The following is a 26,251-nucleotide window of genomic DNA, read 5'->3' as shown; positions in this document are numbered from 1 at the left end:
TCTCGTGTCCCGGACAAGCTGCAATGCCGAAGGCAGTGCAGCGTTGAGCCGGGACCCAGGAACTTCCACGATTTGCGTTGCCACAGGGTCCCCGACTCTGCGGCACGCCGTCTGGAACCCTGCCCATTCGCAACCGTTGGTTTCCGGTTGCAACCGGAGAACGCGGCATGCGTGCACTCCTCATCATCCTCCTTCTGGCAATGCTGGCGGCGGCCGGCTACTTCGCCTATTCCGCAATGGCGGTCGAAGGTGAGCCGATCCCGACGGAAGGCTATGTGGCACTGGCGCTGGGCGCGGGGTTTTCCGTCATCGTCGGCGTCGGGCTGATGGTGCTGCTGTTCTTCAGCAGTCGCCGCGGCTACGACGAGCCGCCACATTTCAGGTAGCACCCCGCCGGCGATGGCGGCACCGACGGCGGGCCCGGCGCAGCGACGCCGGCAAAACGACCTGCACCGTCGTTGACGGCCTCCGCCCGGGCAGGCACTTTGGCGCCGACGTCCCATTCGGGGCCTCGAGACCTGCCCCGAGACCGAATAGCCTTCTTCGCATGTCCAAGCCGCTGATCTCCGCTCTGGCCCAGTTCGCGGCCGCCACGGCCGGCCGCAACATGACCAAGGCGGCCTATGTCGCGGTGACCGTCGGCGTGCTCGGCATGGTGCTGCTGACGGACAACCGGGCCAAAGAGGCGTGGGGCTGGGTCGGCGCCCTGCTCTGGACCTGCCTCGCCTATTTCGTGTTCGAATGGCTGGTGCGACTGCGCCATATGGCGCGGCACGGGCGGCTTTCGCTCTACGTCTCCTCCTCCGCCGGCATCGTCGATGCGATCGGGGCGCTGGCCGTACCGGCCGCGCTTCTCCTCGGCGTCGAGCCGAAGACGGCCTGGTTGCTCAGCGTGCTCTGGGTGCTGAAGGTGGTGCCGGGCATTCCCGGTCTGCGGCAGCTGCGCCGCGTTCTGGTGCTGGAATCGGGGCCGTTGGTCAGCGTGCTCGTGATCTTCCTGATGGTGGTCTTCCTCGCCTCCGTCGCTGAATATTTCCTGGAGCGGGACGTGCAGCCGCAGACATTCGGCAGCGTCCCGAGCGCATTGTGGTGGGCGGTGGTGACCCTGACCACGACCGGCTATGGCGACGTCGTGCCGGTCACCCCGCTTGGCCGCTTGGTGGCAGCGCTGGTGATGATCTCGGGCCTCGGCGTGTTCGGCCTCTGGACCGGTATCCTGGCGACCGGCTTTGCCGCGGAGACACGGCGCGACAATTTCCTCAAGACCTGGGAATCCGTCAGCAAGGTGCCGTTCTTCGCAACCCTGGGACCGGCGGCGATCGCCGACGTCACCCACATGCTGCGCACCATCGAGCTGCCGGCGCGCACCACGATCATCCGCAAAGGTGCGCAGGGCGACTGCATGTATTTCATCGCTGCCGGCGAGGTCGAGGTCGATCTGCCCGGCAAGAAGGTGCAGCTCGGCGAAGGCGCCTTCTTCGGCGAGATGGCGCTGCTCGGCAACAACAAGCGCGGGGCCAACGTCTCGACCACGAAGGTGTCGCAGCTGCTGGTGCTCGACCTCGTCGATTTCCGCGTGCTGATGGCACGGCATCCGGATCTCGCCGAAACCATCGATGCGGAAGCAAAGCGGCGCGCGCGCGAAAACAAGTAAGTAATGGAGACAAGAATGTCGGACACAGCCGACGCAGCCACCGGCCCGCTGCTCGAAGTCACCGGCGCCCGCGCCACCATCCGCCTCAACCGGCCGAAACATCTCAACCGGCTGCAGGCGGAGGATCTCGACGAGCTCGTCAGACTGTTCGACCGGATCGAGGCCGATCCCGATATTCGCGTGCTGGTGCTGACCGGAACCGGGCGCGCCTTCTCCGCCGGCTACGATCTCAATTCAGTGGCGGAACGCGCGGTCAGCGCGAGCGAGCAGCAGAGCGCGGGCTCCGCCTTCGAGGCGGTGGTCAACCGGCTCGAGGATCTCGGCGTGCCGACGATCTGCCGGCTCAATGGCGGCGTCTATGGCGGCTCGACCGACCTCGCGCTCGCTTGCGATTTCCGCATCGGCGTCGATACCGCGGAAATGTTCATGCCGGCGGCGCGGCTCGGGCTGCACTATTACCCGAGCGGGATCAAACGCTACGTGACCCGCCTCGGCGTCGACAATGCGAAGAAGCTGTTCCTGACCGCGCAGAAGATCAGCGCGCCGGAGATGCTGCGCATCGGCTATCTCACGGCGATGGTGCCGGTGGAATTCCTGGACGAGGAGGTCGACAAGCTCGCTGCGATCCTCGCCGGCAACGCGCCGCAGGCGATGCGCGGCATGAAGCGCGCGATCAACGAGTTCGCCCGCGGCGAGCTCGACGAAGCCGCCGCCGACCGGCGCCACCGCGACAGCATGCGCGGCGACGAGATCAAGGAAGGCATCAAGGCATTCGCCGAGAAGCGGGCACCGCGGTTTTGAAGCGCCCTCTCATCCGCCCGCCACAGCGGCATGCTGCGCCGCCATCTCGGCGTCGGCGGCATTGATGCGCTGGAACGCCGGCCGGGCCGTCATGCGCTCGGCATAACGGACGAAGACGTCCTTCTTCGGCACGATGCCGAACATCATGGTCCAGCTGAAGGCGACGCCCCACAATACGTCCGCCGCCGTCATGCGCTCGCCGAGCAGATAGGGTCCTTTCGCCAGCTGGGCCTCGAGCGCACCCAGCATCGTATCGTAATCGGCATAAGGCGATTGCGTGATCGGCGCTGGCTCACGCTGCATGAACTTGTCGATCAAGGCCGGCTCGAACGACGACCCGTAATAGGCGATCCAGCGCAGATAAGGCCCGCGCAGCGGATCGTTCAGAGCGGGCGTCAACCCCGCCTGCGGGAACAGATCGGCGAGATAGATGGTGATCGCAACCTGCTCGGTCACCAGCGCCTCGCCGTGGCGAACCGCAGGCACCTTGCCGAGCGGGTTGATGGCGAGATAGGCGGGCTTGCGCTGCTCGCCGGCCTTCATGTTGAGGACATCGAGATCGTAGGGCGCACCCAGCTCCTCCAGCAGCACCCGCGTGCCGGTGGCACGCGTCTGGGGCGAATAGAATAGGGTGATACGGTTCGGATCGGTCATGGCAGTCTCCATCTGGCCGGCGGGCGTTGGCGCAGCTTGTAGCGAACCATACCTGACATCCTGTGTCAGGTATGGTTTAAGGGATCATGCGCGCGAGCCGGATGCTGTCGATCCTCACCACCCTCCAGGCCAGGGGACTGGTCACCGCGCCCGAACTCGCGGAGGCCTGCGAAGTGTCGGTGCGCACGATCTATCGCGACATCGACGCGCTCGCGGCGTCCGGCGTTCCCGTTTACGCCGACCGTGGCGCGGAAGGCGGCTATCGCCTGCTCGACGGCTATCGCGTGCGGCTGAACGGGCTGTCGCAGAGCGAGGCCGGCGCACTGTTCCTGGCGGGGTTGCCAGGCCCGGCCGCGGCGCTCGGGCTCGATGCCGCGATGATCGCCGCCCAAAACAAGCTGATGGCGGCCCTGCCTGCGAATTTGCGCGAGGATGCCGGGCGGATGCAGGAGCGTTTCCACCTGGACGCGCCCGGCTGGTTCGGCGAAGCGGAAGACCCGAAGCACCTGCGCACCATCGCCGGCGCGGTGCTGCGCGGGACGCTTATCAGGATTCGGTACCAGAGCTGGCGTGCGGAGAAGCAGCGCCGTGTCGCACCGCTCGGCCTCGTGCTGAAGGGCGGCAGCTGGTATCTCGCAGGACAAGTCGACGGCAGCGTGCGCACCTATCGCGTCGCACGCGTGCTCGACTGCGCGGCGCTCGATGACCGCTTCGACCGCCCCGCCGATTTCGATCTCGCTGCTTACTGGCGCGCTGCGACACTTCGTCTCGAAGCCGAGATGCATCCCAATGTCGCGATTGTCCGGCTGTCGCCGTTCGGCGTCAAGCTGCTCGACGCGCTGAGCCAGCCCTACGTCAAGGCGCGCACGCAGCTCGAGGAGACGACCGACGCAGACGGCTGGCGCATTGCGCGCGTGCCGGTCGGAAAGACGTCGTGGCACGCAGCGGCCGAACTGCTGCGGCTTGGCCCGGAGGCCGAAGTGCTGGAACCCGCCGATCTCCGCGACAAGATGGCCGAGATGACGCAAGCGATGGCCGCGCGCTATCCCGCGGCGCGCAAAGCCTGATCGCGGCACATTTTGCTGCAGCCGACGAAACATTCCTGAAACACGATTCTTCGCGCCTGCCATGAACGCGATCGCGTCTCGTCTCGACCGAAAGCCAGGGACGCAACACTGGCCTAGCGCCGAATGGAGAATGAAGATGTTTCGTAAGCTTGCACTTGGTCTGATCGCCGCCGGTTCGCTCGGCGTTGCCGCTCTCGCGCCCACCGCCGCTTCGGCCGGTGGCTTCCATCATCACCACTGGGGTCATCACTGGGGTCCCGGCTGGGGCTTCGGCGGCGTCTATGTCAACACCGGCGTCAGCAATTGCTACCAGGAGCGCCTGGTCCAGACCCGTCACGGCCTGCGCGTGCGCGTCGTGAATGTCTGCGCCTACGGGATCTACTGATATCTCGCCTTCACGACAAAGCTCCGGTCGCATCGCGGCCGGAGTTTTGCCTTGAGCTAGCCCGCCTGCCGCTGCCGGCGAAACCAGGCCCAGGTCTCGCGCGTCGTTCTGATGTAGCCGCGGCCGCGATGGACGATCTCGCCATCGACGATCGCGTTGAGCTTCGGCAGCGCGTGAAAGGGGATCGAGGGATAAGCGTGGTGCTCGACATGATAGGGCATGTTCCACGCGAACCATTTGACGATGGCACCGGTATAGGTGGTGCGGGTGTTCTGAAAGGCGCTGCGGGTGCGGTCGCAGCCGGTATGCTCGGCATAGAGATAGGGCCGCAGGAAGCACTGCCCGATGATCAGCGGCACGATCCAGACCCAGAGCAGCAGCGCTGAAGAGAACCACAGCGAGAGCGCGAGCAGCAGGGCGTAGAGCGCGACATAGACGCGCGCCTCGGCCACGATGGTGCTGCGCTTGCTCTCGGGTATCCATGGCACGACGACCTTGCCGGTGATCGCATGGCCCAGCATCAGCCGCAGACGGCCGGCGACCTGCAGCAGGCCGCCATAGGCGAGCACAAGCTGGGTGTCGGACGTCGGCTTCACGCCAACGATCAGCTCGGGATCCCTTTCCGGATCCTGCGTGTAGCGATGATGGTCCCAGTGAAACAGGCAGTAATATTCGTAAGGCAGCCCGATGATGAATGCCGAGAGATAACCGACGCCGAGATTGAGGCCGCGGCTCCTGAACGCGGTCTTGTGCGCGGTCTCGTGCACCGCCATGAACAGGAAGGCGACGACATAGCCCTGCACCACCATCAGCGGCAGCGCCCAGAGCACGCCCCAGCTCGACGAAACGAAAAAGATCAGTGCGCCCATCAGCATAATCACGCCGTAATGACTGATGCTCTGCACCGAACCTCTGACGTTGGAGCGAACCGACAATTCGCGCAGCGTGGCCGGCGTTAGCGGCTTCAGGCGATGGCCGGCGTCCGAAATAGCTGCGTCGCTCATGATCGGTTGCCTACCCTACTTGCGGAGAAGCTCGGCGATCTCGGCCTTGATGAAGGCCTGGTCGCGTGGATTGTTGATGGGGTTGCCGGCGCGATGGCCATGCAGCGATGGGATCGGATGCAGCACGGCTGACTTTGCATTGACGAGCTTGCCGAGCTCGTCCTCGTTATCGCGGAGGTCGAAATAGCGGTCGGTCGCGCCAGGCAACAGGAGCATGTGGGCCTTGATCGCCGCCAGCGCGCGGTCGAGATCGCCGGCGAAGGCCGCACAGCGGCTGATGTCGCCACGCTGCCAGATGCCGATTTGCGCCAGAAGATCGTTGGCATCGCGCCGCGCGAAGGTCGCATCCCAGGCGCGGGTGAGATAATCCTCGAGTGAGGTGAAGCCAGCTTCGCGCCAGACTTCGTCGCGATAGAAGCCGTGCGACATCGCCCAGCCGGCATAGACGCGCCCCATGGCACGATAGCCGGCGACAGGTCTTTCCACGAAACGGCCGTCGCGGAAGGCGGGATCGGTCGAGAGCGCGGCCTTCACGCTTTCGAGGAAGACGTGGTTGTAGGGGGCACAGCGGGCGCTGCCGCAGACGACCGCGGCGCGCGCGACCATGTCCGGATGCAGCGCCGACCAGTGATAGGCCTGCATGCCACCCATCGACCAGCCATAGACCAGCGCAAGCTTCGAGATGCCGAAGCGTTCGGTGAGCAGGCGGTGCTGGACCGCGATGGCATCGTGATAGCTCACCTCGGGGAAGGACCCGGGCGTATTCGAGGGCGAGGACGACAGGCCGTTGCCGAACAGGTTCGGAATGATGACGAAGTAACGCGTGGGATCGAGCACGTCATCGGGACCGATCAGCCATTCAATGTCGGTGTGCTGCGCGCTGAACGAGGTCGGATAGAGGATGACGTTGTCCCTGGCGGCGCTCAGCGTGCCATAGGTCTTGTAGGCGAGCTTCAGCGCGGGAAACACGGTCCCGGACTGGAGCGTGACGTCGCCGGCCTCGAACATCTCGTAATCGCGTTGCGCCGTCATGCACCCAGCTCCCGCTCACCGGCCTTCTCGGCGTCGCTATGCATCGATCATGCCGGCTTTTGCGGATGCGCTGCTCGCCTTATAATGTACCATTAGTACAGTTATTTGAGAGCGGCAAGATAAATCCGATCCGCAGCCCGGCTCAGGCGATGGCTGCGAGATAGCGCGCGACCGACGCGGCAAACGCCGCCTTGGCACCGCTGGCGATATTGCGGCCCCACCAGGCGCCGTAGATCCGGTCGAAGGCGAGCGGCTCGACGGCTGACGCAATCCCCCGCACGGCGGCGGCATTGAGCGGCATGTAGTTCGGATAGGAATACATGAAGCTGACGAAGCGCCGGTCCATCGTCACCTGCGCGATATCCCCCGTGAGCAGCGCGCCCTTGCCGTCCGCACCACGCGCATAGTGCAGCACTGTGGCGCCGGCGAAGTGGCCGCCGGTGCGCAGCAGCAGCACATCGTCGCAGAGGCGATGGCTTTCGCCGGTCCAGTGCACGATCGACGGATGCGGGCGCGTCACCCATTGACGATCGTCGGCGTGCAGATAGACCGGCACGCCGCCGAACGTGTCGCTCCAGTCGGCGGCCGCGCCATAGTAATGCGGATGCGAGATCGCGATGGCCTTGAGGCCGCCGAGTGCTGCGACGTGCTGGATGGCCTCGTCGGTCACGAGCGGAAGGCAATCCCACATCACGCAGCCGTCACCGTCGGGCACCAGCAGCGCGCGCTGGCCAATGGCAAAGCTCGGCTCCATCCCGATCCCGGTCAGGCCGAGATCGTCGCGCACCACCAGTCGGTGCTCGCGCGCGAGCTCCTCGCGCGTGAGGAAGGCCTGACCGCTCCAGCCGACGAACTGGCGCTCGTCCTCGCAGATCGGACAGGCCGCAGGGGGATTTCTGCTATCCGGGAATTGAGCGCCGCAGGTTGCGCAGGTCCAGAGGGCCATTGCAGTGATCCATCATGAATTCATCGTTGCAAGACATGACGTCGCAGTCGCCGGATCGCAAGAGCAACCGGAACCAATGCGATGACAGCAGGTTAAGTTCTGGTCCGCCTCGGGCACCCGCAGCGCCCGCCGACCCCGCCTCATGCGAGATCCGATTCGATCGGCAGCATCAAGTTCAGCGTCTCGATGACATCGCGCCCTTCAACGTCTCGCATCTGGCCCCTGTTCGCGCTCAACTTCTTCATGGCCGACATGCAGTCGGGCATCGGGCCGTTCGTCGGGGTGTTCCTCCAGGAGCGCGGCTGGGCCAGCGGGCTGATCGGCACCGCCATGACCATCGGCAATGTCGCCGGCATGCTGATCACCACGCCGATCGGCGGCTTCATCGATTCCAGCCGCAACAAGCGGCTCTGGGTCGTCATTCCCGGCATCTGCGTCGTCCTCGCATCCGCGATCATCCTGATCTCGCAAAATTTCTGGGCGGTGACGTTCTCGCAAGTCGCGCAATCGCTGGCGAGCGCCGCAATCGTGCCGGCGGTCACGGGCATCACGCTCGGCATCGCCAAGCAGAAGGGCTTCAATGCGCTCAACGGCCGCAACCAAGCCTTCAACCATGCCGGCAACATGGTTGGCGCCGCATTGTCGGGCTATCTCGGCTACAAGTTCGGCTATGTCGCCGTGTTCGCGTTGGCGGCCGTGTTCGGTGCCATCGCCATCGCCTGCGTCATGATGATTCCAGCCGAGGCGATCGACGACCGTGCCGCGCGCGGCAGCAAGGAAGACGATTCCAAGGCGCCGCCGGATGCGATGGCGATGCTGCTGAAGCACAAGGCGCTGCTCGTGCTGGCTCTCGCCCTCGCGCTGTTCCATCTCGGCAATGCCGCGATCGTGCCGCTGTACGGACTTGCCGCGGTCGCCGAGGGACAAGCCAACGGGCCGAGCTTCGTCGCAACCACCGTGGTGATCGCACAAGGCGTGATGACCGTGACGTCGCTGATCGCGATGAAGGCCGCGAGCAAGCGCAATTACTGGCCGGTGATCCTGGTGTCTTTCATGTTCTTGCCGGTCCGCGGCGTGCTCGCCTTCTTCGTCACGGGATGGTGGGGCGTGGTGCCGATGCAGGTGCTCGACGGCATCGGCACCGGACTGCAGACCGTCGCCGTCCCCGGCATGGTCGCGCGCTCGCTCAACGGCACCGGCCGCATCAATCTCGGCCAGGGCGCCGTGATCACCGTGCAGGGCGTCGGCGCCAGCCTCAGTCCCGCCCTTGGCGGCTGGATCGCGCAATGGATCGGCTATGGGCCGACCTTCCTGCTGCTCGGCAGCTTCGGCCTCGCGTCGATCGCGCTATGGCTGACTTTCGGCGCGGCGGTGAAGAAGTATTGAGCCACAGCGCCGCACGGCGGGCGCGGCGCAAACTGCCCGCCTTCGATCTGCCTAATAAGCAGGCTGCGGCACCTGGTCGCTGGCTCGGCGCGTAGTTGCGAGTGGTTTTTCGCGCAATCCGGTGCTTTTTGAGTTGCCGCATCCCCGGCGCGCCGACGAAAGTGCGAACCGCAATGAATCGGCAATAGGCGTTCCGGCGATCGATGACCCAGCCGCAGCTCTCATTCGATGGCGACCCGAACGGTGCAGCCTATGAACAATGGCGCGAGCAGTTCTGTCGGCAGGTGGCGAACGTCGATTTCGTGCCGGTGGGCGAAGGACGGGTTCACCGGACCATTGCGCCGGCCATTCTTCCCCGCCTCAGACTCTCGGCCTCGTTCGGCACGCCGATGTCTTTCGTGTCATTGGGGACGAACGATGAGTTGATCGTTACGATGTCGCCCAATTCGGCCTTGAGCGGGGCGATGGGCAAGCGCCCGCTGGAGATCGCCGCGGGCGACGTCACGATTGGCGATCCCTCGATCAAGGGCGCCCGCATCACGCAGATAACGCATGGCAATTTCCAGACCGCGCTGCTGCCGCGCAAGGCGCTGCTGCGCGCGTGCCCGAACGCCGAGGACCTGATTGCACGCGCGATTCCTGGCGCCAACCCGATCACGTCGATGTTCCTGCGGTATTACGACCTTGCACACGCGCATGCCGACAAGCTCGCCCCCGCGGAGCTCGATGCGGTCTCGCAGCACCTGTTCGACCTCGCCGTGCTGATGATCGGAGCGCGCGGCGATGTCGCCGAGGAGGCGCGACTGCGCGGCCTTGCGGCGGCGCGTTTCGAAGCCATCAAGGCCGACATCCTGGCGCAGCTGGACAGCGCCGCGCTGTCGCTGTCCGACATTGCGGCCACGCACCGCATCAGCGCGCGCACGATCCAGCTGCTGTTCGAGAAGGCCGGCATCACCTATAGCGGCTTCGTGCTCGAGCAACGTCTGCTGCGCGCCGAGCGGCTGCTTCGGAACCCGGGCCTGCGCTCGCGCAAGATCATCGAGATCGCGCACCTCGCTGGATTTCACGACGTCTCCTACTTCCATCGCGCGTTTCGCCGCCGTTTCGGGGCGACGCCCGACGATGTCAGGAAGCTGGCCAGCGAGGCCGAATAGGCCGCTTCCGCCGCGACGGCGCCGGAACGATGCCTGCTAGGTCCCGACGCTCTTCTGCACCGCCTTGTCGAGCGTCTCGCCGCCGACGAAGCGCTGGCGCAGCTCGCGCTTAAGCAGCTTGCCGCTCGGATTCTTCGGCAAGCTATCCACGAAGATCACACGCTTGGGGACTTTGAAATGCGCCATCTGGCCGGCGCAATGCTTGATGACGGTGTCTTCGTCGAGTTTTTCCCCGGTCTTGACCACGACAATCGCGGTCACCGCCTCGATCCAGCGCGGATCGGGCAGGCCGACCACGGCAACTTCGGAGACTGCCGGAATCTTGTAGACCATCTCCTCGACTTCGCGGCTCGCGACATTCTCGCCGCCGGTCTTGATCATGTCCTTGACGCGGTCGACCACGGTGATGTGGCCTTCCTCGTCGACGGTGGCGAGATCGCCGGAGTGAAACCAGCCGCCGGCGAATGCCGCCGCGGTCTTGACCGGATCGTTGTAATAGCCGGAGAGCAGATGCGGCGAGCGATGCACGATCTCGCCAACTTCGCCGACCTTAACGTCCTCCATCGCCGTATTCACGACCCGCGTCTCGACATTGATCACGGGCTTGCCGGCCGACCCGGCCTTGCGGAGCTGATCCTCCGGCCGCAGCACGGTCGCGAGCGGCGCGATCTCGGTCTGGCCGTAGAAATTCCAGAATTTCACGGCGGGCAGACGGCGCTGAAGCTCGAGCAGGACTTCCACCGGCATGATCGAGGCGCCGTAATAGCCCTTCTGCAAGGTCGACAGATCAGTCTTGTCGAAGTTCGGCGAGCGCAGCATCGCGATCCAGATCGTCGGCGGCGCGAAGAACGAGCTGATCCTGTGCGCCTGGATCAGCGCCAGGATGTTGTCGGCGGTCGGCTTGCCCGTGATGACGCCGGAGGCGCCGAGATAAACCTGCGGGCCCAGGAACACATCCAGCTGGGCGCAGTGATAGAGCGGCAGGGCGTGCAGGAACTTGTCGTCCGCACTCATGCCGCCGTCGATGATGCAGCTGACATACTGCCACATCACGGCTTCATGGGTCAGCATCGCGCCCTTGGGCAGCGATTCCGTGCCTGAGGTGTAGACGATCTGCGCGAGATCGCGGCTGTCGACCGACGCGTCCAGGAACGAGCCGTCGGCATGCAAGAGATCGCCGAAGGTGGTGAGGCCCGCCGGCGCGGTGGCGGGATCCTCGCCCGGCAGCCAGATCATCTTCTCAACCGCGCAATCCTTCGCGCTCGCCGCGCGTGCCGGCTCGACGAAGTCGGGACCGGTCGCGAGCAGCTTTGCGCCGGAGCTCTTCAGGATGAAATTGATCTCGTCCGGATTGAGCATGAAGTTGATCGGCACCAGCACGGCGCCGATCCGCGCCACGGCGAAGCGCAGCGCCGCGAAGGCGTGCGAGTTGCGCGAGAGCACGGCGAGGCGGTCGCCCTTCTTCACGCCGAGCCCGAGCAGGCCGCGGCCGAGCCGGTTGCAGATCGCGTCCATCTCGGCAAAGCTCCAGCTCACGTCGCCGCAGCTCACCGCGAGCTTGTTCGGCTCGCGGCCTGCGGAGCGGCGCAGCAGATCGCCGATGGAATGCTCGCGCGCTTTCGAGATGGTGGCTGCGGTGTCGACGGTCATTTCTTCCCCGTGGAATTTTCGCTCAGCACAAGTGCCGCGAGCTTTCGTGTTCGATGGAAGCGTAGTCGGCGCTGTCAGCGAGGTCAAATTGCACGCGGGCGAATGCCGCACATCGCTAAGGCTCAGGGCTTGCGCCCTTTCTGCCGGAGCGTCTCGATCAGACGCAGCTTCAGGTCGTCGGCGACCTTCTGGCTGACGTCCTGGCCGACCTGCGCGCTCGCCTGCGCCAGCGCATCCGACTTGGCCAGGAACTTCTGCCCCACGGGCTGGGCATAGAACGCCTCGATCTGGCGCAGCTCGTCGACGCTGAAACTCGCAGCATAGAGCGCGGCGATCTGGTCGGTGATCGCCGCAAGGGCCGGAGCGTAGATCTCGGAGCCGGCGGCCGTCATCGCGTCATAGTCGCGCTCGATCTCCGGTCGGTCCTGCGCAACCACCGGGCGGAGCTTGAGCAACAGCTGCGGCAATAGCGCGCGATAGGGCTCCGCGATCTTCAAGGTGACCACGAGCTTGCGCGCCGCGTCCATCGCCTCCGGCGAGGGCGTCTGTGCCGATGCAGCGCAGGTGAAGAGCAGCAGGACGCCGGCGATGGTCAACACACGTCTCGACATGAATCTCTCCTTCGCCCCATGGAAGCCGGGTGCGCGATGTTTCAACGAGCCGCAGGCATTGCCGCGGCCGTCGCCGCCGGCGTGCTTTGCAATGCCGTCTCCTCGACCTCCGTCACCTTCACGAACAGGTTCGGCACCCGCTTGGCCCGGTCGAGCAGCCAGGCCGCGCCAATCATGATGACGATGCCGGCGATGGAGACGGCAAGCTGCTCCCAGATGCCCTTGTTGTACTGAGTGAGGATCCAGTGCGCCGAGAACGACAAGAACACGCCCAGGCAGAAGATCGGCAGCGAATGCTGGCCGCAGAGGATCACGGGGCGCAGCCAGCCGCGGTACAGCGGCCGCCATTTGCGCGAAATGAAATAGGTCACCCAGATCGCCAGCGCCAGGAAGTGAGTGAAGCGCAGCATGTCGAGGTCGGTCTTGTCGATCGGGTAGATCGCCTTGATCATCCATTTCGGGATCAGGGCTTCCAGCGCGTGGACGTGCCAGGTCATCACGATCAGCAGCGCAAAGACGAGCCAGGCCGCAGCCAGCGCCATCGCCGGCTTCGACCACACCCAGCGGGCGATCTTGTCGATCTGGCCGATGCCGCACCAGGCCGCGAACACGAACATCAGCTGCCAGCAGAACGGATTGAAGTACCAGTGGCTGCCGGGCGGATAGGACGCCACGTTCCAGTCGAACCAGCGCGACAGAATGTAGAGCACGACCGAGCCGGCGAGCGTCAGGTTCGGCCGCCGCACCAGGCCCCACACGATGAAGGGCGCGGCCAACACCAGCGTGATGTAGAGCGGCAGCACGTCGAGATTGACCGGCTTGTATTTCAACAGGATCGCCTGCCCGATCAGCTCGTCCGGATGCGCCAGGAAATTGAACACGTTGAACTCGTGCTCGTACATCGGATTGTCGAAGCGGCGCGCGGTGCGGGCGATCTGCGCGGTGAACAGCAGGAACAGCATGATGTGGGCGACGTACATCTCCGCCGCGCGGCGCCACAGCCGCTTGAGCGCGGCGAGGAACCAGCCGCCGGCGACGATCGGCCCGTAGATCCAGCCGACGAGATAGCCGGAGATGAAGACGAAGAACTCGGCGGCATCGCTGAAGCCGAAATTGCGCAGCGTCAGCCAGGCCACGACATCGTGCGGGATGTGGTCGAGGAAGATCATCCACAAGCCGATGCCGCGGAAGAGATCGAGCCGCAAATCGCGCTCGACCGGCGCCAACAAAGCCGACTGGTCCCGTGTGATCATGGCCCCGCCTCGTTCGCTGGGCGTCGCGCCAAGAGCGGCGCCGAACAATCGGATGCTAAAAAACGTGAATCAAAAGGTCGACTGCCGCATTGGCTAGCCCGGCAACGGTAGCCGACCCCGGGAGCCACGCAAGGGACTTGTGGGGCAGCCAGCTCTTGCGCTGCAACAGGCGAGCCCGACCTCAAAACTGCGAAAACAACCCCATGCACAGTAGACGATGGTTGCAAGATCAATGGGTTAGGTGGGGAGCGGGATTGGGTGTGGGTCGGGCAGGAATTCAGGAGCGAAAAAGCCAAGGGATCGTGGTTTGACTCGCCCTGTCCGGTTTGCCCAAGCGAGCCGAGGAGAATTGGCCGCGATCGTTGCCGCCCATTCCGAATGACGTCTCCCGCGATTTGCTTCGTCGGGCAAAACAGGAGCATAGTGGCATCATCGCAGGAGGTCGGACAGGCCGGGGGTCGGGCTGCTGCGTTTCACCGCTTGCTGGCATTCTGCGCTACTGATGGCGCGGCCGATTGGCGCTCTGGCCAGGGGAAGCGTCCATGAGCCGGTCGGTGCATGCTCCTGTCGGAATTTTCGATAGCCTGCGCTACGGGTTTGCGCAGGTTGCGACTGTCGCCACGCCGTTTGGCGACGTTGTGTATGTGTCCGGCCAGGTTGCCTGGGACGCAGAACAGAACATCGTCGGCGCTGGCGACATCGGCCGTCAACTCAGCAAGAGCTTGGAAAACCTTGGCGCTGCGTTGGCATCCGTTGGTGCGAAACTCGACCACGTGGGTGCGTTGCGGCTCTACATCAAGCAGAGTCACCTCCACGAAGGCAAAGCCATCAGCTGCGCCCTCAAAGCGGCGTTCGGCGATCATCCGCCGTGTACAACCTGGATTGGCGTGCCAAGCCTTGCCAGACAGGAGTTCCTCATCGAGGTGGAGCCTTCCGCGGTTTTCGTGGCGCGAAACGGCTGATTCAGCTCTGGCGTGATGCTCGACCGTAAGCGAACCGACCGTGGCAGGAGCATTGCGTTTGGCCGCAAGGAATCACGGTGGCAGCATGTCGGCCGCGCCGTTAGCGCATGCCGCAGAATCGGTTCAACTCGTCGGCGGTCTGCTGCGGAAGCTCCTCCGGGAAGAAATGTCCTCCATCGAGCGGCTTTCCTTGCACGTCGCCGGCCCAGTTTCGCCATAACCCCAAGGGGCCACCCGCGCCCGCATACCATGAATTCAACGGTCCGCGGCCGCTCCAGAGGACGAGAACAGGGCAATCGATCCGACGGCCGGAATTGCGATCGGCCAGATCGTGCTCGTGATCAATTGTCGCCGCCGCGCGATATTCCTCGCAGATCGCATGAACATGCGCCTCATCGCGCAACGCCTCGACGTAGGCCGCCCGTACGGCTGAACTGAAACTGTCTGCGCTCGACCCCCAACCATGGAGCGCATTGTCGACGACGGCATCGGGTGCTGCGGACAAGAGCCGCTCGGGGAGCGGCTCAGGCTGCGCGAGCAATGACCAAGGCCAATAGCCGACTGCCAGTTTCTTGTCGGCGCGTTCCCAGGCATCGGCGATCGGAACGACGTCGAGGACGGCGAGCCGTTCCACGCGCTCGCCATGGTCGAGCGCAAGCCGATAAGCGACGCGGCCGCCGCGATCATGGCCCGCTACCGAGAAACGGGTGAAGCCAAGCTTTGTCATGACGGACACCATGTCTTTTGCCATCGCCCGTTTCGAATATGGCGCGTGGTCCGGGCTGGAGGGCGGACAAGCGCTGCGACCATATCCACGAAGATCGGCACAAACGACGGTGAAGTCTTGCGCGAGCAACGGCGCAACGTCTCGCCACATCAGATGCGTCTGGGGAAATCCGTGCAGTAGGAGAATGGCCGGTCCAGAACCGCCCCGACGTATGAAAATCCGCGCGTCCTCGGCCTGAACATCGGCGGCTTCAAAATCCTCAAACTTCATGGGACGAGCCCTTTCCGAACGACGGCGAACCAAGAAGCAATCCTATCCCGCCATCTGACATCGACGCCGCGGATGCAGGTTGGGTTCCGCCGCGATATCGTGTCGTTCGAACGATGTTGCGATCGCGAAAACATTCCGAATAGGTGAGTGGAGGTGTCGGAACGAGGCGTCGCCGAACGTCTTCAGAGATATCGGCCCTAACCAGAGGTTAAGCCATGGATAGTTCCATCCTGAGGCCTGCTTCCGAACTCGCTCGCACGAACAAGGCCCATTTTCCCAACGAAAGCGCCGACTACCGCCGCGCCCGGCAAAGCCTGCTGGCCGAGGAGATCGAGCTGCGTCGCCAAATCGAGCGTGTGGCTAAACTGCGCCGGGCGCTGCCGCCCGGCGGCGAGGTGGCGAAAAACTACGTGTTCGAGGGCGAGAACGGCAAAGCGAATTTCTCCGACTTGTTCGACGGCAAGCAGACGCTTGCGATCTACAGCTACATGTTCGGGCCGCAGCGGCAGACGCCATGCCCGATGTGCACCTCATTCATGAGCACGTGGGAGCACAAATTGCCCGACGTCGAGCAGCGTATTGCCTTCGTCTTCATCGCGCGGTCGCCGATCGCGCGTTTGATCGAGGCAAAGAAGGCGCGTGACTGGTCACGACACAAGATCTTCTCCGACATCTCCGGCGATTACACCCGCGATTACGTCAGCGCCGAAGACGCCGACGTGCCCGGTTACAGCGTGTTCACGCAGCGCGACGGCACAATCCGGCATTTCTGGTCCGGCGAGATGGGGGCCACGATGGCCGACCCACAACAGGACCCACGCGGCGCGCCCGACATCGATCCGCTCTGGACCATCCTCGACACCACGCCAGAGGGGCGCGGCACCGACTGGTATCCAAAGCTCGCGTACTGAGCGCCTTCTGCTGTCATTGGCCGCGCGCGCCGCGCAATCCGATCTACAAGGGTCGTTGGCGGACGATGATCTCTATAAGGTCACAAAACCCGAAACAAAAATGGCCCCGGCTCATGCGAGCCATTTCGTCTCGCGTCCGGATAAATCCAAACTTGGTTGCGGGGATGCGCAACCACCGAGGGGCCGCACCACTGCCGCGAACGGTCGCCGAATCATTGAGAGGAGGTGTCGGAACGAGGTGCCTCCGGCAATTGTGATTTACGCCCTTCCTATGATCCGCTTGCTCGATGACGGAACCATGGGCGACTGGAATACTTACCCGGTTCAGCCTGATGGAGAGCAGAAATGTTCATCGTGATCGGAGCAAACGGCCGTGTCGGCTCGGCAGTGGCGTCGACGTTGCTGAATGCAGGTCGGCCAGTCACGGCCGTGCTTCATAGCAGCAACAACGAAGCCGATTGGCGCAAACGCGGCGCCCAGACCGTGGTCGTCGATGTGCGCAACACCGACGCCCTGCGTGCGGTGTTCAGAACGGGCACCCGCGCTTTCCTGCTAAACCCGAACGCCGATGTCTCGGCCGACACCGATCGTGAGGAACATGCTACTGTTCGGAGCATCGTCGCGGCCGTCGACGGATCCGGTCTCGAGAAAGTCGTCGCGGCATCCACCTATGGCGCCCAGCCGGGCGAGCGCTGCGGCGATCTCAATATCCTCTACGATTTCGAGCAGGCGCTTGCCGCGCGATCGATACCGGCGACCATACAGCGAGGCGCCTACTACATGAGCAACTGGGACGAAATGCTCAGTGCCGCGACGGGAGGCGTGTTGCCGACAATGATTCCGGGAGACATGAAGATCCCGATGGTCGCGCCCGCCTATCTCGGCAAAGCGGCCGCGCGCCGTCTACTGGAGCCACCTTGCGATCATGATGTACATTATGTCGAAGGGCCCGAGCGATATTCGCCGCAGGACGTAGCGGACGTCTTCGCGGCGGCGCTCGGCAGTCCGGTGAAGGTCGAGGTCCTACCGCGCGATCAATGGATTGCGGCTTATCGAAAGCTGGGCTTCTCTGCCGCAGCGGCCGAATCTTATGCGCGAATGACCGCAGTCAGCGTCGATAGCGGCTTTGCCATGTCAGAGCCCTTCGAACGCGGGACGACCACTCTCGAAGACTATATTGGCACGCTTGTCGCCAAGTCGCGCGACTCGCACGCTCTGCCAGCGGGGCACGGCGCGCCTCGAGAGAGTTGGCATTGAGGAAGGCGCAACCACCGCGGTGACAACCGCCTATTCAGGCAAACCCGCCTTGCTCAACCCCCTCGCGCAAGCGCTCCGAGCCTCCGGCTGATGCGAGCTGGATCGTGCTCAGGAAGCGGGCGATCGTCAAATCGGGACAAGGCACATTGGCGCAGCCGCGGCCGTTCTGGCTTCATCTTCCAGTCCTACCTGTGACGCCGCGACCGCGTGCCAGACGCGCGAATGTTGCATCGCGGGCAAATGGTCCATCGCTGTCCGGCTTGGTTCCAACGCCTCTCGATATCGCCGGGCAGGACATAGCCGTTGCTGATGACGGCCATTTGAAGCGTTACGGACGCGTACAGGCGCCCGAGAACTTACCCCTCCAAAATCGCGACCGCTCTTGTCCATCCTGCCGAGGCTCGTTCGATCTTCACGGGGAAGCATGACACCTTGAAGCCGGTTGGCGGCAGCGATTCGAGATTGTGCAGCTTCTCGAGATGGCAATAGCCGATATGACGGCCGGCCTTGTGCCCTTCCCAGATCAGGCTGGCGTCTTTCGTCTCGGCGTATTTCTTCGCGGTGTGAACGAACGGCGCGTCCCAGCTCCAGCCGTCGGTGCCGGTCAGGCGCACGCCGCGCTCGAGCAGGTACATGGTGGCTTCATAGCCCATGCCGCAGCCCGACGTGACGTAGTCCTGCCGGCCATATTTGGCGCCGGCGCTGGTGTTGACCACGACGATCTCGAGCGGCTTCAGCTCATGGCCGATGCGCTTGAGCTCGGCCTCGACATCCTTGGCCGTTGCGACGTAGCCGTCCGGCAAGTGCCGGAAGTCGAGCTTCACCCCGGGCTGGAAGCACCATTCCAGCGGCACCTCGTCGATGGTCCAGGACCGCTCGCCGCGATTCATGGTCGGGTGAAAATGCCAGGGCGCATCGAGATGCGTGCCGTTGTGGGTGGAGAGGCTGACCTGCTCCACCGCCCAGCCCTGGCCATCAGGCAGATCCTCGGCCTTCAGTCCGTCGAAGAACTGCAGCATGCGCGGCAGGCCCTGCTGGTGATTGATATACTGGATCGTCGGATGATTGCCGGGCGGATCGGCCGGCACGTCGTTCTGGAGGGGGACGGAGATGTCGATCAGCTTGCTCGTCATGGCGCTTCCTCGTTGATTGTTCTCGTTGGCGGCCGTCAGGCGGTCGCTTCAGACGCGCCTTCAGACGTCTTCTTCAGGTTTCTTGCCGCTCGACGCGGTTCTTCAAAATGCCGATCTTCTCGACCTCGAGCTCGATCGTATCGCCATGCTCGAGAAACCAGCCGAGCTCGAGGCCGCAGCCATTGCCGACCGTGCCGGAGCCGATGAATTCACCGGGCATCAGCGTCTCGTCCTGGGTGACGTGGGCAATGATCTCCTCGAAGGAAAACAGCATGCCCTCGGAGACGCCTTTGGAGCGGGTCTCGCCGTTGACGCGCGCTTCCATCTTCAAACGATAGGGATCGCCGATCTCGTCCGGCGTCACGATCCAGGGACCCATCACGTTGCCGCCGTCAAAACTCTTGCCCTTGGCCGGGCCGAGCCGCCCCTCCATCTCGATGCGCTGGGCGTCGCGCGCGGAGAAATCGTTGAAGATGGTGTAGCCGAAGATGTGATCCCCAGCCTTCGCAGGCGTGATGTTCGCGCCCTTGTTCCTGGTGATGATCCCGAACTCGAGCTCGTAGTCCATGACCTTGCTGTAGCGCGGCCATTTCACCGTGGTGTTGGTGCCGCGGACGCTGAAGCGGTTGGTGATGTAGTAGATCGGCTGCTTGCGATAGACCTCGGGCAGCTCGCCGAGTGGCTCGGCGTCGATGCGCGCCAACTCCGCCATGTCGCCCCTGGCGCGTGCGGCGAGCTTCCGCTGCCCGCGCGGCGCCTGCAGGATGTGCAGGGCGAACGACATGCCGTCGCGCATCTGCCGGGGCTCCGGCACCGGCGCGAGGATGTCGACGGCGCTGACTGCCGCCGACAGCGTCGCGTCCTGGCCGTGCTTGTCCAGCAGGGCCCGGGCAGAGTCGAGCGCGCGAGGCCCGGCGTCGATCAGCGCCAGCATCGAGGCGAAGGCCGGATCGGCCCCGCCGTCCCGCGCGGCGGCGGCGGCGAGGTCGAACACCTGGCTGTCATTGGCGTGGACGGCGCCGATCTTCTCCTGACCGGCCGATCTGAACGTTGCGAGCTTCACCTTGGGCACCCCTTGCTATCGTTCATAATATATGATCAGATAAAATATCGATAAACAAGCCTGAAAAATACAAACTGGGGAGAGCGCGGTGAGGCGAACGCAGATAAGCAGCATTTTGGCAGGTCTCACGCTCGGCGTCGGGGTGTCGGTTGCCTTGACGGCGACAGCGCTGGCGCAGGCCAAGATCCAGATCGGCTGCACCGCGACCTCCGACTGCGCCTCGGCCATGGTCGCGGTCGACGAAGGCATTTTTAGAAAGCACGGGCTGGACGTCGAGATGACGCCGATCGCGATCAACTCCAACATCCCGGCGGCGATCCTGTCGAACTCGATTCAGGTCGGCGGCCCCACCTCCACCGTCTTCCTGCAGGCCGTCGACGGCGGCCTCGACCTGGTCGCGATCGCCGGCGCCTCGGTCATGAACCCGACCTCGAACACCGCGATCGCGGCGTTCGTCCGCAACGGCATCACGATCAAGGATCCCAAGGACTTCACCGGCAAAAAGGTCGGCGCGCCCGGCCTGAACGCCTTCCTGCACGTGCTGTTCGTGAAATGGCTGGTCGAGAAAGGCGTCGATCCCCGAAGCGTCAATTTCGTCGAAGTCACCTTCCCGACCATGGCCGACATCATCAAATCAGGCGGCGTCGATGCCGTGCTCACGGCCGAGCCGTTCGTCACGCGCATGAGCAATGCGGGGCTCGGCTCGGTCGGCGCGCGCTACGGCGCCGAGCTCGGCCGTACCGATCCGATCATCTTCTATGCCGCATCGCGCGACTGGGCGGAGAAGAATGCGGCGAATGTGAAGAAATTCCGCGAAGCCATCGCGGAGGCCGCAATCATCGTCAACAGCGACCCCGAGAAGGCCTCGGCCTCGATCGCCAAATTCACCAAGCAGCCGCTCGATCTCGTCAAGGCGACGCCGCCGAACCAGTCCGAGCCGAACCTCAAGCCGCAAAACCTCAGCTGGTGGATCGAGGTGATGTCGTCGCAGAAGATGCTGCAATCAAAGCTCGACACCGCGAAACTGGTGCTGAACTAGGGATATCGACGATGCCTGCTCCCGAGCGCACTCTCGAACGCCCGCCGGCTGAGACCGGAACCCTGAGCGAGCGCGCCGCAAGCCTGATCGAACAGGACATCCTGGCCGGAGATCTCGCGCCGGGATCGCGGCTCGGCATCATCGACCTCGTGCAGCGCTACGAGATCGGCGCCACCCCCTTGCGCGAAGGCCTGTCGCGGCTGATGTCCCGCGGCCTGATCGTCGGCATCGGCCAGCGCGGCTTTCGCGTCGCCGAGGTCAGCCGCGAGGATCTCGCCGACATCACCTGCATGCGAACGGCGATCGAGATCGAGGCGGTCAGGCTCGCCATCCTCCACGGTGATGTCGCCTGGGAGGCCGGCATCGTCAGCGCGCTGCATCAGATGCGCCGGCACATCGAGCGCACCGGCAACGAATTCCGCGAGGGCGCGGCCGATTTCGACCGGCTGCACAAGGGCTTTCACACCGCGCTGCTCGCCGCCTGCGGCTCGCGGCGCATGCTGGCCGCCCATTCGGACCTCTACGACCAGGCCTACCGCTACCGCCGCGTGATGATGAGCGCCATCGACAGCGGCGAGGGCTTCATCCGCAGTCACCAGATGCTCGCCGACCACGTGCTCGCCCGCGACGTGGCCGCCGCGCGAAACATGCTCGCGGCGCATCTGCACGCGACCATCGAGTTCGTCTATCCGCAGGCGGGCGGGGAGCAATCATGAGCGTCGTTGCCAAGCTCATTGAGGCGCGCGCCGCGCGGCGGCAAGAAGCGCTGATCGCGTTCAATGCCGCGACGCTGCGGCTCGGCGGCAAGACCATCATCGAGAATCTCGATCTTCAGGTCCGGCCGGGCGAATTCCTCTGCATCGTCGGCGCCTCCGGCTGCGGCAAGACCACGGCGCTGCGGCTCGCCGCAGGCCTCTATCGCCCGACGAGCGGCGCGGTGACGTTCGACGGCGAAGAGATCACCGCGCCGCGGCGCGAGGTCGCGATCGTGTTCCAGGATTACGGCAAGGCGCTGTTGCCGTGGCGGACCGCAGCCGGAAACATCTCGCTGGCGCTGGAAGCCTCGCACGTGCCGGCGCGCGAACGCGGCGCGCGCATCGATGCGCTGCTGCGCAAGGTCGGATTGCCCGGCCATGCCGACAAATATCCGACGGAAATGTCGGGGGGCATGCAGCAACGCCTGCAGATCGCGCGCTGCCTTGCGCAGGAGCCGACCACGCTGCTGATGGACGAGCCGTTCGGCGCGCTGGATGCGATGACGCGGCAGGGCTTGCAGGACGAGGTGCTGTCGCTGACGCAGGCGAGCCAGACTACCGTGATCTTCGTGACCCACGATCTCGACGAGGCGATCTATCTCGGCGACCGCGTCATCGGCCTGTTGCCGCATCCGGGCCGGATCGGGATCGAGCTCGACGTCGACCTGCCGCGTCCGCGCGACCAGCTCGCCACCCGCGAGCATCCGGAATTCCTGCGGCTGCGCCGGCAATTGTTCGACTTCATCAAGGCGACCGAACATTGAGCCTCGACCGCACGAAGCCTTTGTTGCTGCCGCTGGCGCTGATGCTGGCGTTCGAGCTGTGGGCACGCCTCGCCCATCTGCAAAGCGACAGCCTGGCGCCGCCGAGCGCAATCCTCGCGGCGCTGGCCAATGCGCTTGCCGATCTCTCGATTCCGATCGCGACCCGCGACACGTTGTTCGCCGCCTTTGCAGGCCTTGCGATCGGCAGCGCCATCGGGCTTGCGCTCGGCATCGCCTTCGGCATTTCGCGTCCCCTCGACCGGCTGATGGAGGTGACGGTCGAGGCGATCCGCCCGATTCCCTCGATCGCGCTGCTGCCTATTGCGTTGATCGCGCTCGGCTTCGGCTACCGCATGGAGATCGTGATCGTGGCGTTCGCCTGCGTCTGGCCGATGCTGATCCTGACGCGCAGCGCGGTGCGCAGCATCGAGCCGCGATTGATGGAAGTGTCGCGGGCCTTGCGGCTGAGCGCGCCGCAACGGATCGCGAAGATCGTGATCCCGGCCGCACTGCCGCGAATCTTCGTCGCCTTCCGCCTGTCGGCCGGCATCGCCCTGATCGTCGCCGTCACCGTCGAGATCGCGATCAATCCGATTGGCCTCGGTGCCGGCATCATGCTGGCGCAGCAGGCGCTGCGCGCCGACCTGATGCTGGCCTACCTGGTCTGGATCGGCGTGATCGGCTACGCGCTGAACATCCTGTTGATCGCGGCGCAGCGCCGCCTGTTCGGCCGCGCCGCGCTCGCCGGAGACAATCCATGAACCGCGCTGCGATCCTCTGGCGTGTCGCAAGCGTCCTCGTCGCAGGCAGCTTCATTGCGGCGTGGCAGCTCGTCGCCAATCTGAAGCTGGTGTCGCCGGTGTTCCTGCCCGGTCCGGACCGCGCCTGGGCCGCGTTGGTGCGCGGCTTTTCGAGTGGCGATCTCGCCGGCAAGCTGATCGGCACGCTGGAGCACATGGCCTATGGCTGGCTCGCCGCCTCGATCGCCGGCATTGCGCTTGGCGCGCTGATCGGTTCGTCCAGGACGATGCGCGCCTATGTGGCGCCGTCGCTGGAATTCTTAAGGCCCCTGCCGGTCTCGGCGATCATCCCGGTCGCGATCGCGATGCTCGGGCTGACGCAAGGCATGGCGCTGTTCGTGATCGCGTTCGGCGCGATCTGGCCGATCATTCTCGCAACCATTCACGGCTTTGCCGCCGTCGAGCCGCGGCTCTATGAGGTCGCCCGCTCGCTGCAGATGTCGCGCGCCGCCATCATCGGCAAGATCGCCCTGCCTTCGGCATTGCCGGATATCCTCGCCGGCATGCGGCTCAGCCTGACCGTCGCGCTGATCCTCTCGGTGGTCTGCGAGATCCTTGCCGGCCTCGACGGTCTTGGTCATTGGGTCCTGCTCTCGGCACGCGCGTTCCGATCCGCCGACCTCTTCGCCGGCGTCATCCTGCTCGGTGCGACCGGATATGTGACGTCGATTGCGATGTCGCTGGTCGAGCAGCGGCTGCTCGCCTGGCAGACCGCGGCGAGATAGCGCGGTGATCCCATCGCCAAACAAAAACGGCCCGCATCAAGCGGGCCGTTGTCGTCTCGGATCCGGTCAATCCGAATTTGGTTGCGGGGATAGGATTTGAACCTATGACCTTCAGGTTATGAGCCTGACGAGCTACCGGGCTGCTCCACCCCGCGTTAAACCTTTGCGCGCCTTCGGTTAAATCCTGGGGACGGTCGGTTGAGGCCGGCGCTGGTCGCGCTGGCTTGCCGCTTCCGTCCCAAAGGCTTCCTTGGAAGGCGACCCCCGGGCAATGCCCGTCGGGTGCGGGGGGTATGTATCAAGGCGGGCTGCCTTTGGAAAGGGCTGCGGGAACGTTTTTTTCGACTTTGTGACAGGGGGATGAGCGAATTTCCGCCCCGTTCCGCGCGCTCTTGCCAGAAGTTCCACAAAGGACCAGCTTGCGGCAACAAGATGAGGGGCGAAAACGCCTTGGGTCATTCCGGGGCGATGCGCAGCATCGAACCCGGAATCCATTTCGCAGCACGTTATGCGGCTCAATGGATTCCGGGTTCGCGCTTCGCGCGCCCCGGAATGACGAGAAATGGGGGGCTAATATTGACCGACACATTCGATTTCGTCGTCGTGGGCGCGGGCTCGGGCGGCTGCACAATTGCGGGGCGGCTGTCGGAGGATGCGGGCACATCCGTCGCGCTGCTCGATGCGGGCGGACGCAACGACACCTGGCGGATCACCACGCCATTCGGGCTCGCTTTGCCCTACGCCGCGGCCAACTGGGCCTTCGATACCGTGCCGCAGAAGGGCTTGAACGGCCGCATCGGCTATCAACCGCGCGGCAAGGGCCTCGGCGGATCCTCGGCCATCAACGCGATGGTCTACATCCGCGGCCACAAATGGGATTACGACCATTGGGCCGCGCTCGGCAATGCCGGCTGGTCGTATGCGGACGTGCTGCCCTATTTCAAGCGGTCGGAGAACAACGCCGATTTCGACGGCGAATATCACGGCAAGGGTGGCCCGCTGCACGTCAACAGGCTGCGCTCGGACAACCCGATCCATGACGTCTTCCATCAGGCCGCGCGCGAGGCGCAGTTCCGCATCCGCGAGGACTTCAATGAAGAGGACCATGAAGGGCTCGGCAGCTACCAGGTGACCCAGCGCCACGGCGAGCGCTGGAGCGCGGCGCGCGCTTATCTGGCTCCCCACATCGACAAGCGGCCGAATCTGCGGGTCGAGACCGGAGCGCAGGCAACGAAGATCCTGTTCGAAGGCGGGCGCGCGGTCGGCATCGAATATGTGCAGGGCAGACAAAAGAAGCAGCTGCGCGCCCGCCGCGAGGTGATCCTCGCCGCCGGCGCCTTCCAGTCGCCGCAGCTGTTGATGCTGTCGGGCATCGGCGACGGCGATGCGCTTGCCGCGCACGGCATCGGCGTGGTGCATCACCTGCCCGGCGTCGGGCGTAATCTGCAGGACCATCCGGACTTCGTGTTCGTCTACGCCTCCGACTATCCGCACTTCGTTCACGCCTCGATCAGTCGGCTGCCATCGCTGCTGCGCGGCATCCAACGCTATCGCCGCCAGCGGCGCGGCGTGATGACCACCAATTTCGCCGAGTGCGGCGGCTTCCTGAAGACCCGGCCCGATCTCGACGTGCCGGACATCCAGCTCCACTTCGTCATCGCGATGCTCGACGACCACGGCCGCAAGAAGCACAAGGAGGCGGGCTTCTCATGCCATGTCTGCCTGCTCAGGCCGAAGAGCCGCGGCAGCATCTGGCTGAGAAGCGCCGATCCACTGGCAGCACCGATGATCGATCCGAATTTCCTCGGCGAGGAAGAGGATGTCGAGAGGATGGTCGCCGGCTTCAAGACGACGCGGCGTCTGATGGAGACGCCGGCGCTGCGGGCGCTACAGAAGAAGGACATGTTCACGTCCGACGTGAGAACGGACGACGACATCCGCGCCATTCTGCGCGCGCGGGTCGATACCGTCTATCACCCCGTCGGCACCTGCAAGATGGGCATGGACGCGATGGCCGTGGTCGACCCGACGCTAAAGGTCCATGGCGTCGGAGGATTGCGCGTCGTCGACGCCTCGATCATGCCGACGCTGATCGGCGGCAACACCAATGCGCCGACCATCATGATCGGGGAGAAGGCGGCGGATATGATCAAGGGTGAGATGCGGTAGCATCGCCTCCCGTCATTGCGAGCGCAGCGAAGCAATCCAGAATCCCTCCGCGGAAAGACTCTGGATTGCTTCGCGGAGC

Annotated in this window: 26 protein-coding genes and 1 tRNA gene; 16 read left to right on the top strand and 11 right to left on the bottom strand. The window is 64.5% G+C overall.

Annotated features, from left to right (window positions below; genetic code table 11):
* Positions 1-167 precede the first annotated feature (167 nt).
* The 3 genes from DCG74_RS08545 to DCG74_RS08535 all read left to right on the top strand — a co-directional run bounded on the left by DCG74_RS08545 (position 168) and on the right by DCG74_RS08535 (position 2,455).
* The gene (locus tag DCG74_RS08545) at positions 168-386 is read left to right on the top strand and encodes a hypothetical protein (RefSeq protein ID WP_035997220.1); all 219 of its coding nucleotides are present in this window, start codon (positions 168-170) and stop codon (positions 384-386) included.
* A 161-nt stretch (positions 387-547) separates the two neighbouring features.
* Complete coding sequence (locus tag DCG74_RS08540) at positions 548-1,654, top strand: cyclic nucleotide-gated ion channel (protein ID WP_172787071.1); 1,107 nt, start codon at positions 548-550, stop codon at positions 1,652-1,654.
* Positions 1,655-1,669: 15 nt separating this feature from the next.
* Positions 1,670-2,455 carry an enoyl-CoA hydratase/isomerase family protein gene (locus DCG74_RS08535; protein WP_172787070.1) on the top strand — a complete coding sequence of 262 codons (786 nt, stop codon included), beginning with the start codon at positions 1,670-1,672 and terminating at the stop codon, positions 2,453-2,455.
* A gap of 9 nt (positions 2,456-2,464) precedes the next feature.
* Here the strand turns inward: DCG74_RS08535 and DCG74_RS08530 are convergent, their stop codons facing one another.
* Positions 2,465-3,109: a glutathione S-transferase family protein gene (locus DCG74_RS08530; protein WP_172787069.1), complete on the bottom strand. Its 645-nt coding sequence runs from the start codon at positions 3,107-3,109 to the stop codon at positions 2,465-2,467.
* An 86-nt stretch (positions 3,110-3,195) separates the two neighbouring features.
* Here DCG74_RS08530 and DCG74_RS08525 point away from each other — a divergent pair, with 86 nt between their 5' ends.
* Together DCG74_RS08525 and DCG74_RS08520 are read left to right on the top strand one after the other, a co-directional pair.
* Positions 3,196-4,176 (top strand): YafY family protein, encoded by a 981-nt coding sequence (locus DCG74_RS08525; RefSeq protein ID WP_172787068.1) that lies wholly within the window; start codon positions 3,196-3,198, stop codon positions 4,174-4,176.
* 136 nt (positions 4,177-4,312) lie between these two features.
* Positions 4,313-4,561: a hypothetical protein gene (locus DCG74_RS08520; RefSeq protein ID WP_027574962.1), complete on the top strand. Its 249-nt coding sequence runs from the start codon at positions 4,313-4,315 to the stop codon at positions 4,559-4,561.
* A 56-nt stretch (positions 4,562-4,617) separates the two neighbouring features.
* Here the strand turns inward: DCG74_RS08520 and DCG74_RS08515 are convergent, their stop codons facing one another.
* The 3 genes from DCG74_RS08515 to DCG74_RS08505 all read right to left on the bottom strand — a co-directional run bounded on the left by DCG74_RS08515 (position 4,618) and on the right by DCG74_RS08505 (position 7,543).
* The gene (locus DCG74_RS08515; protein WP_172787067.1) at positions 4,618-5,565 is read right to left on the bottom strand and encodes a fatty acid desaturase; all 948 of its coding nucleotides are present in this window, start codon (positions 5,563-5,565) and stop codon (positions 4,618-4,620) included.
* 15 nt (positions 5,566-5,580) lie between these two features.
* Positions 5,581-6,597, bottom strand: a complete 1,017-nt coding sequence (locus tag DCG74_RS08510; RefSeq protein WP_172787066.1) for an alpha/beta fold hydrolase — start codon at positions 6,595-6,597, stop codon at positions 5,581-5,583.
* A 142-nt stretch (positions 6,598-6,739) separates the two neighbouring features.
* Positions 6,740-7,543 (bottom strand): MBL fold metallo-hydrolase, encoded by an 804-nt coding sequence (locus DCG74_RS08505; protein ID WP_172787065.1) that lies wholly within the window; start codon positions 7,541-7,543, stop codon positions 6,740-6,742.
* 186 nt (positions 7,544-7,729) lie between these two features.
* Between DCG74_RS08505 and DCG74_RS08500 the strand changes: the two genes are divergently transcribed.
* Complete coding sequence (locus tag DCG74_RS08500) at positions 7,730-8,929, top strand: MFS transporter (RefSeq protein WP_172787064.1); 1,200 nt, start codon at positions 7,730-7,732, stop codon at positions 8,927-8,929.
* Positions 8,930-9,132: 203 nt separating this feature from the next.
* Positions 9,133-10,083, top strand: coding sequence for an AraC family transcriptional regulator (locus DCG74_RS08495; protein WP_172787063.1), 951 nt, complete (start codon positions 9,133-9,135; stop codon positions 10,081-10,083).
* Between the two features lie 36 nt (positions 10,084-10,119).
* On the opposite strand, the gene DCG74_RS08490 is transcribed toward DCG74_RS08495, so the two are convergent.
* From DCG74_RS08490 to DCG74_RS08480, 3 genes are all read right to left on the bottom strand, one after another.
* A complete protein-coding gene (locus DCG74_RS08490) occupies positions 10,120-11,733 on the bottom strand; it encodes an acyl-CoA synthetase (RefSeq protein WP_172787062.1) in 1,614 nt (537 codons plus the stop codon).
* Positions 11,734-11,855: 122 nt separating this feature from the next.
* Positions 11,856-12,344, bottom strand: a complete 489-nt coding sequence (locus tag DCG74_RS08485; protein ID WP_172787061.1) for a DUF2059 domain-containing protein — start codon at positions 12,342-12,344, stop codon at positions 11,856-11,858.
* A 41-nt stretch (positions 12,345-12,385) separates the two neighbouring features.
* A complete protein-coding gene (locus DCG74_RS08480; protein WP_172787060.1) occupies positions 12,386-13,597 on the bottom strand; it encodes an OpgC domain-containing protein in 1,212 nt (403 codons plus the stop codon).
* Positions 13,598-14,139: 542 nt separating this feature from the next.
* Here DCG74_RS08480 and DCG74_RS08475 point away from each other — a divergent pair.
* Positions 14,140-14,559, top strand: a complete 420-nt coding sequence (locus DCG74_RS08475; protein ID WP_172787059.1) for a RidA family protein — start codon at positions 14,140-14,142, stop codon at positions 14,557-14,559.
* Positions 14,560-14,659: 100 nt separating this feature from the next.
* On the opposite strand, the gene DCG74_RS08470 is transcribed toward DCG74_RS08475, so the two are convergent.
* Positions 14,660-15,556 (bottom strand): alpha/beta fold hydrolase, encoded by an 897-nt coding sequence (locus DCG74_RS08470; protein ID WP_172787058.1) that lies wholly within the window; start codon positions 15,554-15,556, stop codon positions 14,660-14,662.
* A gap of 215 nt (positions 15,557-15,771) precedes the next feature.
* Between DCG74_RS08470 and DCG74_RS08465 the strand changes: the two genes are divergently transcribed.
* Positions 15,772-16,467 carry a DUF899 family protein gene (locus DCG74_RS08465; RefSeq protein ID WP_172787057.1) on the top strand — a complete coding sequence of 232 codons (696 nt, stop codon included), beginning with the start codon at positions 15,772-15,774 and terminating at the stop codon, positions 16,465-16,467.
* A 345-nt stretch (positions 16,468-16,812) separates the two neighbouring features.
* Positions 16,813-17,724, top strand: coding sequence for an NmrA family NAD(P)-binding protein (locus DCG74_RS08460; RefSeq protein WP_172787056.1), 912 nt, complete (start codon positions 16,813-16,815; stop codon positions 17,722-17,724).
* Positions 17,725-18,080: 356 nt separating this feature from the next.
* On the opposite strand, the gene DCG74_RS08455 is transcribed toward DCG74_RS08460, so the two are convergent.
* Together DCG74_RS08455 and DCG74_RS08450 are read right to left on the bottom strand one after the other, a co-directional pair.
* Positions 18,081-18,857, bottom strand: a complete 777-nt coding sequence (locus DCG74_RS08455; protein ID WP_172787055.1) for a cyclase family protein — start codon at positions 18,855-18,857, stop codon at positions 18,081-18,083.
* A 73-nt stretch (positions 18,858-18,930) separates the two neighbouring features.
* A complete protein-coding gene (locus DCG74_RS08450; RefSeq protein ID WP_172787179.1) occupies positions 18,931-19,920 on the bottom strand; it encodes a fumarylacetoacetate hydrolase family protein in 990 nt (329 codons plus the stop codon).
* An 88-nt stretch (positions 19,921-20,008) separates the two neighbouring features.
* Here DCG74_RS08450 and DCG74_RS08445 point away from each other — a divergent pair, with 88 nt between their 5' ends.
* From DCG74_RS08445 to DCG74_RS08425, 5 genes are read left to right on the top strand one after another with little or no spacing between them, the layout of a single operon-like run.
* Complete coding sequence (locus DCG74_RS08445; RefSeq protein WP_172787054.1) at positions 20,009-20,959, top strand: ABC transporter substrate-binding protein; 951 nt, start codon at positions 20,009-20,011, stop codon at positions 20,957-20,959.
* Positions 20,960-20,970: 11 nt separating this feature from the next.
* Positions 20,971-21,675: a GntR family transcriptional regulator gene (locus DCG74_RS08440; protein ID WP_172787053.1), complete on the top strand. Its 705-nt coding sequence runs from the start codon at positions 20,971-20,973 to the stop codon at positions 21,673-21,675.
* On the top strand, positions 21,672-22,478 hold the full coding sequence (locus DCG74_RS08435) for an ABC transporter ATP-binding protein (protein WP_172787052.1): 807 nt from the start codon (positions 21,672-21,674) through the stop codon (positions 22,476-22,478). The genes DCG74_RS08440 and DCG74_RS08435 overlap by 4 nt, the downstream gene beginning before the upstream one ends.
* A complete protein-coding gene (locus DCG74_RS08430) occupies positions 22,475-23,239 on the top strand; it encodes an ABC transporter permease (protein ID WP_172787051.1) in 765 nt (254 codons plus the stop codon). The genes DCG74_RS08435 and DCG74_RS08430 overlap by 4 nt, the downstream gene beginning before the upstream one ends.
* Positions 23,236-24,003, top strand: coding sequence for an ABC transporter permease (locus DCG74_RS08425; RefSeq protein ID WP_172787050.1), 768 nt, complete (start codon positions 23,236-23,238; stop codon positions 24,001-24,003). The genes DCG74_RS08430 and DCG74_RS08425 overlap by 4 nt, the downstream gene beginning before the upstream one ends.
* Positions 24,004-24,081: 78 nt before the next feature.
* Here the strand turns inward: DCG74_RS08425 and DCG74_RS08420 are convergent.
* Positions 24,082-24,158: transfer RNA gene (locus tag DCG74_RS08420), tRNA-Met, on the bottom strand.
* Positions 24,159-24,579: 421 nt separating this feature from the next.
* On the opposite strand from DCG74_RS08420, the gene DCG74_RS08415 reads away from it, so the two are divergent.
* Entirely contained in the window at positions 24,580-26,172 is a 1,593-nt protein-coding gene (locus DCG74_RS08415) for a GMC family oxidoreductase (protein WP_172787049.1), read from the top strand.
* Positions 26,173-26,251: the final 79 nt, after the last annotated feature.

Origin of the sequence: Bradyrhizobium sp. WBAH42, assembly GCF_024585265.1 — a bacterium.
Taxonomy (GTDB): Bacteria; Pseudomonadota; Alphaproteobacteria; order Rhizobiales; family Xanthobacteraceae; genus Bradyrhizobium.
The sequence above is the reverse complement of the archived record's forward strand: the minus strand, read 5'-3'. Positions and strand labels throughout refer to the sequence as shown.